General features: G+C 55.2%; 11 protein-coding genes and 1 riboswitch. Of the genes, 2 read left to right on the top strand and 9 right to left on the bottom strand.

The window, feature by feature from the left end; translation table 11 throughout:
- Window positions 1–156: 156 nt before the first annotated feature.
- From MKY64_RS06090 to MKY64_RS06070, 5 genes are all read right to left on the bottom strand, one after another.
- Window positions 157–588, bottom strand: a complete 432-nt coding sequence (locus tag MKY64_RS06090) for a peptidylprolyl isomerase (protein ID WP_036727386.1) — start codon at window positions 586–588, stop codon at window positions 157–159.
- 127 nt (window positions 589–715) lie between these two features.
- Window positions 716–2050, bottom strand: a complete 1335-nt coding sequence (gene lysA, locus MKY64_RS06085; RefSeq protein WP_209870088.1) for a diaminopimelate decarboxylase — start codon at window positions 2048–2050, stop codon at window positions 716–718.
- 192 nt (window positions 2051–2242) lie between these two features.
- Window positions 2243–4003, bottom strand: coding sequence for a spore germination protein (locus tag MKY64_RS06080; RefSeq protein WP_445323374.1), 1761 nt, complete (start codon window positions 4001–4003; stop codon window positions 2243–2245).
- Between the two features lie 883 nt (window positions 4004–4886).
- Window positions 4887–5312 carry a stage V sporulation protein AB gene (locus MKY64_RS06075; protein WP_340951603.1) on the bottom strand — a complete coding sequence of 142 codons (426 nt, stop codon included), beginning with the start codon at window positions 5310–5312 and terminating at the stop codon, window positions 4887–4889.
- Window positions 5309–5974 (bottom strand): stage V sporulation protein AA, encoded by a 666-nt coding sequence (locus tag MKY64_RS06070; protein ID WP_340951600.1) that lies wholly within the window; start codon window positions 5972–5974, stop codon window positions 5309–5311. The genes MKY64_RS06075 and MKY64_RS06070 overlap by 4 nt, the downstream gene beginning before the upstream one ends.
- 188 nt (window positions 5975–6162) lie before the next feature.
- Here MKY64_RS06070 and MKY64_RS06065 point away from each other — a divergent pair, with 188 nt between their 5' ends.
- Window positions 6163–7320, top strand: a complete 1158-nt coding sequence (locus tag MKY64_RS06065; protein ID WP_340951597.1) for a hypothetical protein — start codon at window positions 6163–6165, stop codon at window positions 7318–7320.
- A gap of 152 nt (window positions 7321–7472) precedes the next feature.
- On the opposite strand, the gene MKY64_RS06060 is transcribed toward MKY64_RS06065, so the two are convergent.
- Window positions 7473–8429, bottom strand: a complete 957-nt coding sequence (locus MKY64_RS06060) for a DMT family transporter (protein WP_340951594.1) — start codon at window positions 8427–8429, stop codon at window positions 7473–7475.
- Between the two features lie 127 nt (window positions 8430–8556).
- Window positions 8557–8704: riboswitch (FMN riboswitch) on the bottom strand.
- Window positions 8705–8937: 233 nt separating this feature from the next.
- On the opposite strand from MKY64_RS06060, the gene MKY64_RS06055 reads away from it, so the two are divergent.
- Window positions 8938–10116, top strand: a complete 1179-nt coding sequence (locus MKY64_RS06055; protein ID WP_340951592.1) for a PstS family phosphate ABC transporter substrate-binding protein — start codon at window positions 8938–8940, stop codon at window positions 10114–10116.
- Window positions 10117–10356: 240 nt separating this feature from the next.
- Here MKY64_RS06055 and MKY64_RS06050 read toward each other — a convergent pair whose 3' ends face one another.
- The 3 genes from MKY64_RS06050 to MKY64_RS06040 all read right to left on the bottom strand — a co-directional run bounded on the left by MKY64_RS06050 (window position 10357) and on the right by MKY64_RS06040 (window position 13849).
- A complete protein-coding gene (locus MKY64_RS06050) occupies window positions 10357–11838 on the bottom strand; it encodes a carboxylesterase/lipase family protein (protein WP_340951590.1) in 1482 nt (493 codons plus the stop codon).
- Window positions 11839–11858: 20 nt separating this feature from the next.
- Complete coding sequence (locus MKY64_RS06045; protein WP_340951588.1) at window positions 11859–13016, bottom strand: AI-2E family transporter; 1158 nt, start codon at window positions 13014–13016, stop codon at window positions 11859–11861.
- Between the two features lie 101 nt (window positions 13017–13117).
- On the bottom strand, window positions 13118–13849 hold the full coding sequence (locus tag MKY64_RS06040) for an SDR family NAD(P)-dependent oxidoreductase (protein ID WP_340951586.1): 732 nt from the start codon (window positions 13847–13849) through the stop codon (window positions 13118–13120).
- Window positions 13850–13863 lie beyond the last annotated feature (14 nt).

The raw sequence follows: 13863 nt of genomic DNA, 5'->3' as shown, positions 1-13863 counted from the left end.
TTTTCCTCAGCTCCTGAGCAAGTGGAGGAAATCCAACTGCTATTCGTACAATTCTCCGTACGGCAAAAAGCACCCGGCTGGATACCCAGCCGGGTGCTTCGGCGATGCCTTAGGAAGAGGAGAACCTCCCCCTATAGCGTCAATGGAGTACTTGTATTAAGCTTCTACAATTTCAACGGTGGTCATCTTGTCGCGGCCTTTGAAAGCGTCAACCAGATCCATGCCTTCAACCACTTTACCGAATACTGTGTGTACTCCGTCAAGGTGCGGCTGTGGAGCGTAAGCGATATAGAACTGGCTTCCGCCTGTGTTCTTGCCGGCATGGGCCATAGCCAGGGAGCCGCGCTCGTGCTTGTTCGGGTTGATCTCGCAGTTGATGGTGTAGCCAGGACCGCCGGTGCCTGTTCCGTTCGGGCAGCCGCCTTGTGCTACGAAGCCTGGAATCACGCGGTGGAACAACAATCCGTTGTAGAAGCCGTCTTTTGCCAGCTTCTCAAAGTTTGCTACTGTATTAGGCGCATCCTGATCGAACAAGTCGATCAGCACAACGCCGCCGTTTTCGAGTGTAATTTTCGCTTGCTTAGCCATATGTAAATGACCCCTTTCGAAATGACAAATGTAGAACACGTTTATTAGTTTACTATGAAACGGAGCACAAAGCAAAGCAAGCGGGATGTCTTCCCGCCTGCCGCTATAGCACAACCCTATAGTCTTCTTATTTCGTAACGGCTTGTTTGGCAATCCGTGCAGGCACAATATCATTGGCAACAATGTCCTGATGGGACTCGCGGCGTACAACCAGATCGCTCTGCCCGTTCTGCACGAACACCACCGCCGGACGGCGGATACGGTTGTAGTTGCTGGCCATGGAGTAATTGTAGGCGCCTGTGCAGGCCACAGCCAGAAGATCGCCGCTCTCCACCTTAGGCAGCTCAACGTCCCAGATCAGCATATCGCCGCTCTCACAGCATTTGCCGGCGATGGATACCTTCTCCACGTTAGGCTCAGTCGCACGGCTTGCCAACAGCGCTTCGTACTTGGATTCATACAGGGCCGGACGCGGATTATCGGTCATGCCGCCGTCAACAGCTACATATTTGCGCACTCCCGGAATTTCCTTGCTGGTTCCAACCGTGTACAGAGTCGTTCCGGCATCCCCTACGATACTGCGGCCCGGCTCTACCCAGATCTGCGGCAGCGAATCGTTAATGCCAGCGAAGTGGGTCTTCACTGCATCTGTGATGGCTGCGACATATTCGGACACCTGCAGCGGCGTATCGCCGTCCACATAACGGATTCCAAAGCCTCCACCCAGGTTGACTACAGGGAAGGAGATTCCCAGCTCTTCCTTGACGGTACGGGTGAACTCGGCAATACGTTCAACGGCAAGCTGGAAGCCCTCGGTCTCAAAAATCTGCGACCCGATATGCGAATGCACGCCGAGCAGGTTCAGATTAGCCAGGCTGTCAGCCAGACTGACCGCTTCACGGGCCGAGCCGTTGCCGATATCAAAGCCGAATTTGGAGTCGGTCTGTCCTGTCGATGCGTAGGCATGATGGGCATGGGCTTCCACTCCAGGCGTAACGCGCAGCAGAATATTAACAGTCACTTCTCTGCGGGCGGCAATGGACTGAAGCAGACGGAGCTCCACCAGATTATCGGCGACAAAGCAGCCAATCCCTGCATCGATCGCCATCTCAATCTCATCCGGTGTCTTATTATTGCCGTGGAAATGAATGCGTTCCGCCGGGAAACCGGCTTGCAGCGCAGTATACAGCTCTCCATCGGAGACCACGTCCAGCGACAGGCCTTCCTCATCCGCAAGCCGGCACATCGCCATTGTCGAGAACGCCTTGCTGGCATAAGCCACCTGGAACCCGAGACCGGAAGCTGTGAACGCCTCCATATACTCGCGGCAGCGGCGGCGGACCAATTGCTCGTCCACTATATATAGCGGTGTCCCATACTCCGCCTTCAATTCGGTTACATCACATCCGCCGATCTCCAAATGCCCTGCATCATTGATTCGGCTCGTCCCGTGTAAAAACATTGCGCAGTCCTCCAATTTCTGTGGAATCATCCGTTCCACCCTGTCTAGTATATGATTTGGGGCCCCGATGCGTTCCTGAAACAGATGCTCAGAATACAGATCCGGCTTATTGCGGGGCTGTTCAGTATATTCAGTATAACAGACAGAGGGAACACCATTGAATGGACTTTTTTGCAGTTGATTTGTATTTTCCTACGACTTGCGCGGGGCATCCTTATGCTCAGGCATCCGGGTGCTATCTCTTGTTTTGTTGAAGGATGGCCTTGTTTTGGAGCTGAGCACCGGCTGACGCAGGAGGATCTCCGCCATGGCTTTTGCATTAAATGGTATAAACGGCCACATGTAAGGAGAGTTATACGAACGGTGCGTGGTCAGCAGCACCACCAGCAGCGTCGTCCCGATCATGAAGCCGGGGATGCCGTAAGCAGCCACCGCCAGCAGCAGCGCAAGCCGGACAATCCGGTTGGCCAGCCCCAGCTCGTAGCTCGGCGTTGCAAACATCCCTATAGAGGCCACCGCCATATAGAGCACCACTTCATTGACAAACAGCCCGGTCTGTACGGCGATATCACCCACCAGAATGGCAGCGATCAGCCCCATCGCGGAGCCGAGCGGCGTCGGTGTATGCACTGCAGCCATCCGCAGCAGGTCTACCCCCAGCTCAACGATCAGGAACTGGGCAATGAGCGGGAGATTGGCTGATTTTTGCGGACCGATGAAATCAAGCATGCCGGGCTTCAGCTCCGGATGGAGAACCATCAGCATCCATAGCGGAAGCAGGAACATCGATGCAAAGATCCCGATGAAGCGGACCCAGCGGAGATAGGTTCCCATAAAAGGCGTCTGGCGGTTCTCTTCCGCATGCTGGCACAGATCAAAAAACGTCGTCGGCAGCACCATGACACTCGGAGAAGTATCGACAAACACAACCACCCGGCCCTCCAGCAGATGGGAAGCGACAATATCCGGCCGTTCCGAATAACGGACCAGCGGATAGGGGTTCCAGCCGCCGCCGACAATCGCTTCCTCCAGCTGCTTGTCCGCCAGGGGAATGCCGTCGAGATTGACGCTTTTCAGCTTGTCCGTAACGGCCTGCACCTGGGTCTTATCCACGATATCATCGATGTAAGCTAAGCAGACATCTGTCCGGGTCCGCCGTCCAATCTGATGCATCTCCAGCTTCAGCCCAGGGTCGCGGATACGTCTTCTAACCAGAGCCACGTTGCTTAGCAGCGTCTCTGTGAAGCCGTCCCGCGATCCGCGGACCACCCGCTCAATCGACGGCTCATCCGGGCTGCGGGAAGGATACGAACGGGTATCCATGATGATAACCTGCGATTCCCCTTCAATGAAGAACGCGCTCATGCCGGCTAACACTTTGTTGATGCTCTCGCTGAACAGCTCGCCTTTTTCCACCTGGACATGGGGAATATATTCACTCATGAAGCTGGCGAGTACATCTGTCGATACATTTTCGGGGGTCAGATACGTCAGGCGCTTCAGAATTTCATCGATAATCGTATCCTTGGCGAAGCCGCTGATGCAGAGCAGCGCCGCACTTTTCCCGCCGAAGGACATTTCCCTGAACACAATATCGAAGGAGGAGCCCAGCCCAAGTACCTCGGTCAGTGTATTCTTCGCATCAGCCAGGGATTGCGGGATCTTGTCGTTGCCTTGCCAATAAGTAATCGACTGCTCCAGGGAGTCAGAGCGTTCATTGTCACGTTTTTGCTGCAGAGGGTCATTGGACTTGCTTGCAGAATCCGCTCCCTGACCGGCTTTGGCCTTCTTAGGGGCGGACTTCTTAAGGGCAGACTGCTTGGGGGCAGACTGCTCCGGCTGCTGGGGCTGACCAGCTTCCTGACCGTCCTCCTGATCCTCAGGCTCTTCATCATCTCCAAATAATCTGGCAAAAAAGCCTTTATGGCTCTTATCCTGCGTCTGAGCCCCCAACTCGTCCGAGGTTTCCATATCCTGAGACTGGCCTCTGCCGTCTTCATGGGCTCCCTGTCCCGCTCCGGAATCCGCAGCTGAATGATCCGTTCCTGAATGATCTGTCCCTGCCTGTGCAGCTCCGGTCTGCCCGGGTGCACCCGCACCTTCGGAATCTGCTGATTCCGGGCCTGCAAAACCGGCGGAGGCAGAATCTTCTGCACCTTGTATTCCCTGCTGCGAATCGTCTGCTGCCTGGTCTCCCGTACCGGATTCCGCAGATGCTTCCTCCGGCCCGGCATCGTCGCCGAACAGACTGCTGAAGAACCCTTTGATTCCTCCGCCGGACGATTCCTGACCGTCTCCGTTCTCGGAGGCGGGATCATCGCCGGGACTGGCCTCATTATCTGTAGCCGCAGCATCTTTCCCGCCGACAGCCCCGCCATCTCCAGATGCAGCGTTCTTACCGCTGCTATCCTCACCTTCTCCAGTTGCTGCGTTCTTACCGCCGCTATCCTCACCTTCTCCAGTTACTGCGTTCTTGCCGCCACCAGTATCCCCGCCACTATTTGACGGAGCAGCATCCAGGCCCGACGGGCTCTCCTGCCCGCCCTCAATCGGGCGCGTCACCGCGCCCAGCTCCGCTGATGCCTCCAGCTCCTTTCCTATGTCGCTCTGGGATGCAGCCGGTTGCTCTTTTTGCTCCGGCGGCTTCTGCCCCGTCACCGCGCCCAGCTCCGCTGACGCCTCCAGCTCCTGTCCTATGCCGCTCTGGGACGCAGCCGGTTGCTCTTCCTGCTCCGGCGCCTTTTTCTCCGGCGATTTCTGCTGCGCAGAACGGTCCTTCTTTTGATCCGTCTCTATCTGATCACCGCTGTGAATATACCTCACTCCCCAGCCCCCTTTACTGTTGATATACAAAAAAGTCGAACAACGACCCCGCTACCTTGCCGCATACCATCGCCATTAAGAGACCAAGCAGCAGATGGGTCATATGCAGACGTTTAGCCAGGATTGGCAGGACATTCAGCACCTCCGTCAGAGCCGCCGCCAGCATGCCGATAAATATGCCGTTGAACAGGCCGACCCCCAGCTCAATCAGCGGGCCGGCCGCCATTTTCCAGTTCCAGAAATCGCTCACCGTCCCCAGCAGGGAACCGCCGACCATCGCTCCCTCATACCAGTGAACCTTGTCATAGGAGGAGGTAAGCTGCGCCAGCCGGGGGATGAGGTCCAGCACTACGAATAGCGCAATCACCCCGCCGCCCACTGCGATTCCCCCGGCAATCCCAAGCAGCAGATGAAGTCCGAGTGACATTGGTGCGGTCATGTGCTCCCCTCCCGGCTGCCGGGCGCCTCGTCCCTGCGGCGTTTCATTTTGCGGTACTCCTCGTTGATTACATATTGATCGATATTCTTCTGATACAGAAACATTTCCACCTCAAGAGGGGTAGGCTCCTCGTTCCATTTCTTTTTGAACAAATGATTGAAAAAAATCACCATCCCAAACCCGATGCCCAGCGAATAGGCGATCTGAAACAGATAAGGATGCTCGTCCTTGTGGCCGGTCAGCATCTCCACAATCCGGATCTGTACCTCCAGCATGCTGACATCGGCATGGAAATTCATAATCGTCAGCGCCGAGCCGAAGAACAGCAGCAGCCAGACCAGCACGAACAGGGCTATAGAAGGTTTAGCAGCCGTAGACGGACCTTCAATCTGGACAATGGTGCGGCCTTCGCCAATCGGCTGAATCTCCGCATCGGGGTACACATCCTGAATCCGGGGAATGACGGTCAGCAGATCAATCAGGATCAGATTGCCGTCACTCTCCTTCGGCTGAAGCACAAGCAGTGTATAGAGCGGCTCCCGCCACTGCGGATCAGTGATCAGATAAGCGACATCGCGCAGCAGCACCCCCTTGCCCTTGGGCACCGTCACCCGGTTCTTAAGCTGGATATATATGCATGTAGCCGGGGAATCAGTGTTCATCTGCGGGCCTCCTTAAGCTCAGGTGTGATGCGGTCCTACGGCAAGAATAAGGGTAGTATGGGAAAAAAGGCTTATTTTTACTCTTCTCCTCCGCAATTCATCGTGACTTACGCAGGACCACCGAAACTTTTCCTGCCTCAGGGCCGTCTATAGTTACAGTTATTTACACAGAAGGGATGGAAGTTCATATGAGACAAGCATTGCACCACTCCTTACGGATGGTTCTCTCTGCATCGATGCTTCTGGCATTCGCTGCGCCGCTCACAGCACATGCAGCCGAGAAGATCGAGGTATACGATTCCTATACCAGCAAGAGCAGCAACGTCCAGCTGTATTCGGTGAGTCAATTGGACGGGAACCAGTTCATCAATGCTGTCATTGCCCGGCAGCCGGATGGGACATATAGTAAATGGCCGGAGGCTTTTCCACATTTCCGGAAGAGTGACAGCGGGAACTTGCAATTGACGGGGATGGATGATCCGGAGCAAGCCTATGTCTATGATACGCAGAGCCAGTCCATTATGCGCAAAAGCGAATACGCCCTCTCTCCTGATGGCCGCTGGGGTGTTCTGGAGCGTTCCCGTTATGAACGGCAGCCGGACGGCTATATCGCGAAATTCGGTGATCAGTATTTGAAAAATACGGCGACTGGCAAAGTATCTGTCTATTATGCTACTCAGCGGTACTACAATGCCCGGTGGATTAACCAGCATACGCTGCTTGAGAGCGGATATAATGAGGCTGCCAGGCAGAATGTGATCAGTACGTACGATCCGTCCACCGGGAAGCGGCAGGAGCTGCTGAGGGGGACCTTGAACAACTGGAACTTGTCGAAGGGACTGCTGCAATATGTCAAAAACGAGCCCAAACGCCTCCCATGGATCTATAATCTGAAGGACGGATCGTCACGGCTGGTCAAGGATGCCCGCGAGCTTGAAGCCTTGTTCCCTGCTGCTCCATCTTCAAGACCGGAAGTCACATTCCCTAAGGGGATGCTGCTGAAAGAGCTGCCTGTCACGGAGATGCCGATCACCTTAGCCTATGAACACAACCTGAATCTGGACGGAAAAAGTGTGGATGTATCCACCATATTCACTAAGGGCGGACAAGAGTGGATACCGGTGAAGCCGCTTGCAGCGGCCCTCGGCTGGAAGATCGAAGTCATGAACATTAGCGCAACAGGCGACCCTTCCGCTGCTTACATCTTTAAAATTACAAACGGTAGCAATCACGCGGTCCTCACCCCTGTGAACAGCTTCAATTCGGCAAGCAGACTGTATATCGCACCAGCGCAGCTTAAGGAGCTTGGGTACAAAAGCATTAAGGTCACTCCATATGTGAAATAAAATCACTCCAGCGGCGGCCCCCCTGCCCCGAGTCTGCCTATACAACAAAGAGGATGTTCCCGGACGGCGCGGCCGTGTAGGAACATCCTCTCTGTATGTTACGCCAGGTCCTGGGGTATGTCCCCTCAGACTGTAGCGCTATGAAGTTAATTCTATTTGGCCGGCTGCAGCTGATCCCTCTGCTGACTGGAGATGAAGAACAGCGCCGTCCAGATCAGCGCGAAGCCGACAATCTGCGGCAAGGTTACAAGCTGCTGATAGACCACCCAGTTAATCAGAATACCGGTCATCGGGAAGCTGAGTTCGGCCAGGGTTGCTACCGAAGCTTTGGTCGTATTCAGTCCCTTGTAGTAGAGCAGCATGCTGAGCAGTCCGGGCAGCAGCGCCTGCAGCAGCAGGTTAATGGCAACTGCCGCCGAGCCGCTGACTCCGCCGCTCATCTGCCACGGGGCGCCTTCCATACTTGTAATTACGAACAGCAACGGGAGCGCCAGAATGAAGCGCAGTGAGGTTACTGTCTCATATTTCATTGAGCCCAGCAGATAACGGCCCATGACTGTAGAGCCGCCCCACAAAGCAGCAGCGCCCAGCGCCATCAGGCTTCCTATGCCCATGAAGCTGTTCACATGGCCGAAGGGAATCGTCCAGCCGAAGGTCAGCAGGTACGTCCCGGCCAGCGCAACAATAAGCAGCGGTGCGAAATTGCGCGGCAGGCGTTCTTTTAGAATAACAGCGGCAAGACCAATGGCGAACAAGGGCTGAAGCTTCTGGAGCAGCAGCACGGCATTGAAGTCTCCGTTGGATAAGGCCTTGGTGAACAAAATGGTCGCTACGGCTGAGCCGCCCCACGATACCACGAGCAGCGCTGCGGCCTGGCGCAGACGGACACCCTTCAGCTCTGCGCGATTGCGCCACATTACCGGAGCGGCAACCAGGAAGAGCACAACATGCTCAAGCAGTACAATCTGGGACGAAGTCAGGGATTTCAGCAGGATAATGCGGAACAGCGGGTCAACTCCCCATAAGGCCGCCCCCAGAACCACCAGCCAGAATCCGCTGCGCACCGGTGCGGTACGCACGCCTTGGGATGAAGCAGATACATTACTCATCTTTCATTCTCCTTGTCGATACAAACCCTCGATAGAGACCAAAAACCCCCGTGAGTCCTGAGAACAGGACAAACATCGGGGGCGTTATCAATAAAGACATACGGAATAGACCCGCCTGCCTTTATCTTATGATCCTCTCCCATCCGGACTTTACCGTCGGCTCTGGATTGTCACCAGATCAGTCGCTTCCTCTTGTGATAGAGTAACGAGTCGCGGGCTTAGTTCTCACGAACATCACCGCCGGTCAGGAATTTCACCTTACCCCGAGAATCTTGTATTCTGTTATTATTTTCACAATCCCAGAATACCTCTGATTATTCATTTCGTCCAGCTTTTTATGAAAATAATCATTATATTTCATTAAATAATCATTAAAACAATCATTCTGCCAAGCAAATCTGCGTACCGTATCCAGGTTCTGGTTCGTTTGGCAGAAACGGCGGCTTGCGATACACTATAGTATGAGCATTAATCATACCCATTATAGAGATTTTATTTGGAGGTCATCATGAAAAGAAGCTTTCCGACCAATCTGCTGTATTCCATCCTAGCTCTGGCCGGCCTTGCCATCCTCGGCTTTATGGCTTATGTTGTCGCCGCTTTTACAGGAGGGATGCTCTTCTATGGTCCGCTGGCCCTCGTCGTCGCTTCAGGGCTGGCTGTACTCTCCGTGTTCAGCATCTTTGGCCTGTTCAGCAGGAAGGTACGGCGGATGATCCTGGCCGCTTTTGCCGGAATCTGTGTGCTGACAGCCGCAGGCCATGAGATCAGACAAGCGTATGTGAACAGCCTTGCGGAAGTGAGGGAGCCGGAGGTCGAGCTGTTTGACTATGCCCCCTTTGAGGCGAATACCAAAGCTGCTTCCCTCGATCACAAGGCGTCCTATCAGCTTACGGAGCAATTGCCTCGTCTGGATGGTGCAACTGCGCTGTATCCGCTGTATTCCGCTTTTGCCCAGGCCGTGTATCCGCAAGGTAACTATACTCCCTACATTGAGAAGGACGGGACAGATTTCGTTGTGTGTACCAGCACCTCCGAGGCCTACAAGCGGCTCATTACGGGACAGGCCGATATCATCTTTGCTGCAGCCCCTTCGGCCGCCCAGACTAAGGAGGCGAAGCTGGCAGGCCGGGAGCTGAAGCTCACTCCGATCGGGCGCGAAGCGTTCGTCTTCTTCGTCAACAAGCGCAATCCGGTGGACAGCTTAACGGTAGAGCAGATTAAGGATATCTATTCCGGCACCGTCACGAACTGGAAGGAGGTTGGCGGCAAGAAGGCGTCTATCCGTGCTTTTCAGCGGGAAGAGAACAGCGGCAGCCAGACCAAGCTGCAAAAAATCATGGAGGACCGCCAGCTGATGGCTCCCCCGAAGGAGAATGTCGCGGATGTGATGAGCGGGATTATCAGCCTGACCGCCAGCTACCGCAACTTCAATAACGCGATCGGCTTCAGCTTTCTGTTCTACGCCTCACAGATGAATGCCAGCGATGAGATCAAGCTGCTGGCTATCGATCAGGTGCCACCCTCCAAGGAGACCATCCGCAGCGGCGAATACCCGCTCGCCGTGGAATTCTATGCCGTAACGGCCGGCAGCACCAACCCGAACATTGAGCCCTTCCTGGACTGGATTCTGTCCGCCGAGGGCCAGGAACTGGTGGAGAAGACTGGGTATACTCCGGTAAAATAAGCAGAACACCAGCATCCTTACGGTGTAAGGGGATGCTGGTGCCTGGGCCTCATCGCTATCTGATGGCATACATTCACCCGCACACCCCCGCGCTTGCCCATTGTATTCGGTTTTCCGCATACATTGGGCCCGCACGCGCTCAGCCATCACATTCTGTTCGGTTTTTCGCCTACATCCGGCCCTCACACAGGCAGCAGCCCTCCCGGAGGTCTTCCTCCGGCGAGGGCTGCATTTGTAAACTTATCCCGTATAATACTCGAAAATCCGTCTGCGCTTCTCCCCGTCCGGGTCGTTCACCACGCCCGAGGATTGGTCAAATATCATGGTTGCCCGCGTCTGCGGTGTGTACTGCGGCCAATCCAGTCCCGGCGCTGCCGGATCTCCACCATGGGCGAAGGCTGTCCAGGCGGTCTGCATTGCCTCCGCCACTGCCTCCATGTCTGGCGTCACGTTCAGGCCATACTGCTTCAGCAGCGGGAGATTGTTGAAGACATATAGAATCTCCGCTCCGTGAATGGCCTTCTCCAGCAGCGGATGCCCGGGCACCGTCCAGTCGAATCGGTACATCCAGACGGGGGCATGTCCCTGCTGCTTCTCCGCGAACGAAATCGAGCTGGCCCAAAAGAACAGGTCGGTCAGCACCTCCGCCTGTCCTTCCCAGGTATGGCTGTAATCCGAGGTCAGCTCGGAGAGGTCGTCTACTCCCATCAGCTGCTCCAGCGCTTTGAGCGATTGCTCGAAATTATCGGCCTTCTGCCCCTCGCGGAAGAACAGATTGCCTTCGTGCAGATTCGTTCCGATCAGCACGGGAATGCCGCTGGCGGCTCCAGCCGCAATGGCCTGTACCGGCTCAACCGGCAGGGTTCCCGGCTCAACGACCGGCTGGAAGAACATATTCATCGAGTCTCCGGACAGCTTGTACGCCATCCGGCCTGCGGCTTCCATAATCTCTCCGGCCGGGAGCTTATGCAACAGCTGTGTGTCGCTGCCGGGCTGAAGACCCAGCTCGGCCAGCAATGCGGCGGCAATCTGCCCGCCCTGCTCCCCATTCAGCGTCTGCGCCGCCCCGCTCTCCATAATAGCCCGGGCGAACAGTCCCTTCGCCGCAGGCATCGCCAGCAGCGCGGCAATGCTCATGCTTCCTGCCGATTCACCGAAGACCGTGACGCGCGCCGGATCACCGCCGAATGCAGCGATATTCTGCTGCACCCATTCCAGGGCAGCAATCTGATCCAGGAGCCCCAGGTTACTGCCCAGCCCTCCGCCCAGCGGAGACAGATGCAGGAACCCGAGCGGACCCAGCCGGTAATTCACGGTAACCACCACGACGTTCCCGGAGACAGCCAGTTTGCTGCCCTCGAACATCGGCTGGCTGCCTGCGCCGGTAACGAAGGTGCCGCCGTGAATCCACATCATTACCGGCAGCGCCCCGGTCTCCTCCGCTACCGCCGGGGACCAGACATTCAGATATAGACAATCTTCATCGTAGACCGGGGTGGTCCCACCGAACCGCGTCCCGCTGGTGCTGACCGGCTGCAGGCTGACCGGTCCGAACTTGATGGCCTCCCGTACGCCGCTCCAGGACTCCGGCGGCTGCGGTGCCCGGAAGCGCAGCTCTCCGAGCGGCGGGGCAGCGAACGGGATGCCGCGCCACACGTTCACGCCGTTCCCCGCTTCTCCCTTCAGTTGCCCATAAGCTGTATTCACCAGTTGTCCTGACATTGCACTCATTCCTTTTCGCTTTATTCCTCAGTCTTTTCTTCAATGACTCTGTAGAGCCCGGAGCGGAAGCGGAACCACTGGAAGATATGGGTCATTACCACTTTAAGCACGGCGTAGCCCGGAACCGCCAGTATGATACCGAGTACACCGAACATTTTTCCGGCAAAAATAATCACAAAAATAATCGTAATCGGGTGAATCCTCAGCGATTTCCCCATAATCTGCGGCGAGATGAACTTCCCTTCGATCAGTTGAACCGCGGTCCAGACAATGACCATCTTCAGCAGCATAAACGGTGAGGTAACCATCGCCACGATCAGCGCAGGGGTAATCGCAATGGCCGGCCCCAGATAAGGAACTACAGCCGTACAAGCGGCAACGATCGCCAGAACCAGCGAATACTCCAGCCCGATAATCAGGTACCCGATATAGAGCAGTGCTCCGATGCAACAGCTGACAATAATCTGGCCGCGGATATACGATGCGATCTGGTTATTCATCTCCTGCATAACCATCCGGGACTGCGGCCGCAGTGCGGTAGGGATGAGTCTCATGAGATAGTCGGGCAATCTTTTGCCGTCGCGCAGGAGATAAAAGAGAATGAATGGCGTAGTCACTACAGCCAGCACAATTTCGGTCAGTGTTCCAACGAAGCTGCCTACGCCGCTGACGGCATTATTCAGGAAGGTTGTGGCCCAGGTCGTCACCTTGCTAGTGATATCACTAAGGTCCGTGCCTACGCTCGACTGAATCTTATTGAACAGTTCACTGCCGGTAAGCTGGAGGAATTCCTCCTGGATCTGCTCACTGTAGACGGGGAAGTTATCAATCAGGCCCATAAGCTGGGTGCGGATGATCGGGATGACCATAAGCAGAACCAGGGTAATGATCCCCATGATGATCAGATACAGAATGACAATGCCATACGCCCGCTTCACCCGGCTTCTCTTCTCCAGACGGTCCACCAGCGGATTCAACAGATAATAGGCGATCCCTGAGAGCAGCAGCGGCGTTGCCACCGTATGCAGAAGCACAGACAGCGGCTTGAACACAAACGGAATCTTTGAGAATACGAGTATCGTTAAGCCCACCAGCAGCGCAATCAGCAGACCCACCACAAACTTGTTGTTCAGAAAAAACTTCTTGAATTTATCCGGCCATACCTGCCGTCTATCCATATCCTGCCGCCCCCTAGCTGCAACTCTTACCTGTTAAGTGTGATTATTTGCACTATGTATAAGCATAGTAACCCTGTGGCTGCAAGTCAAATCAGGGACAATCAACGCAAATAGCAGCCATTGTTAATATCAAAGGTGGCTCCTGTATAAGCTCTGGCTCTGCTGCTCAGCATAAAAATCACCGTATCGGCAACATCCTCCGCCAGCAGCGGCTCAGGATTTAACTGGTGTTCCCGGTATTCCTGCTGCCTCCAAGCGGGGATATGTCCCATCATCGGGGTGTCCGCCATGGTCGGAGCCACTGCATTCACGCGGATCAAAGGGGCAAAATTCATTGCGCAGCTCTTGGTCAAGCCAAGAATAGCAGCCTTCGTTAGACCGTATACTGCATCGGAGCTGCCTTCCTGGCCGGAGACTGATGACATGTTGACGATGACGCCCTTTTGCTTCTGCTCCAGCAGCATGCGTCCGAAGGCCTGGGAGAAGTAGACATACCCTTTGATATTGATATCCATCACCCGGTTGATCTCCTCCGGTGTATAATCCAGCAGGCTGCGGCCCAGATAGATCCCTGCATTGTTGACCAGCCCGCTCACATCGGCATGCTCTTGCTGAAGGGCTGAGAAGAAGTGCTCCACCCCGCTGTAATCGGCGACATCCAGCCGGTAAGTGTAGAGCTTATCCGAAGCGGTTTCGTGCTTCAACTCCTCCAGACGGGGACCATCCAGGTCACAACCAATGACCTCAGCTCCCGCCTCCAGACTATGTCTGACAATGGCCTTACCAATACCTGAAGCAGCACCGGTCACTATTATTTTCATTCCTTGCAGCATCCTTTGACATTCCT

It is taken from the genome of Paenibacillus sp. FSL R7-0210, from assembly GCF_038009085.1.
GTDB classification, from domain to species: Bacteria; Bacillota; Bacilli; order Paenibacillales; family Paenibacillaceae; genus Paenibacillus_AQ; species Paenibacillus_AQ silagei.
Note: the sequence above shows the minus strand (reverse complement) of the source record. Positions and strands in the feature narration are given on the sequence as shown.

Excerpts from the sequence above, each read along its gene's own strand:
- MKY64_RS06050 (WP_340951590.1), bottom strand. The coding sequence starts at position 11,838 with ATGTCAGGACAACTGGTGAATACAGCTTATGGGCAACTGAAGGGAGAA.
- MKY64_RS06055 (WP_340951592.1), top strand. The coding sequence starts at position 8,938 with ATGAAAAGAAGCTTTCCGACCAATCTGCTGTATTCCATCCTAGCTCTG.
- lysA (WP_209870088.1), bottom strand. The coding sequence starts at position 2,050 with ATGTTTTTACACGGGACGAGCCGAATCAATGATGCAGGGCATTTGGAG.
- MKY64_RS06090 (WP_036727386.1), bottom strand. The coding sequence starts at position 588 with ATGGCTAAGCAAGCGAAAATTACACTCGAAAACGGCGGCGTTGTGCTG.
- MKY64_RS06065 (WP_340951597.1), top strand. The coding sequence starts at position 6,163 with ATGAGACAAGCATTGCACCACTCCTTACGGATGGTTCTCTCTGCATCG.
- MKY64_RS06060 (WP_340951594.1), bottom strand. The coding sequence starts at position 8,429 with ATGAGTAATGTATCTGCTTCATCCCAAGGCGTGCGTACCGCACCGGTG.
- MKY64_RS06040 (WP_340951586.1), bottom strand. The coding sequence starts at position 13,849 with ATGCTGCAAGGAATGAAAATAATAGTGACCGGTGCTGCTTCAGGTATT.
- MKY64_RS06070 (WP_340951600.1), bottom strand. The coding sequence starts at position 5,974 with ATGAACACTGATTCCCCGGCTACATGCATATATATCCAGCTTAAGAAC.
- MKY64_RS06045 (WP_340951588.1), bottom strand. The coding sequence starts at position 13,016 with ATGGATAGACGGCAGGTATGGCCGGATAAATTCAAGAAGTTTTTTCTG.
- MKY64_RS06075 (WP_340951603.1), bottom strand. The coding sequence starts at position 5,312 with ATGACCGCACCAATGTCACTCGGACTTCATCTGCTGCTTGGGATTGCC.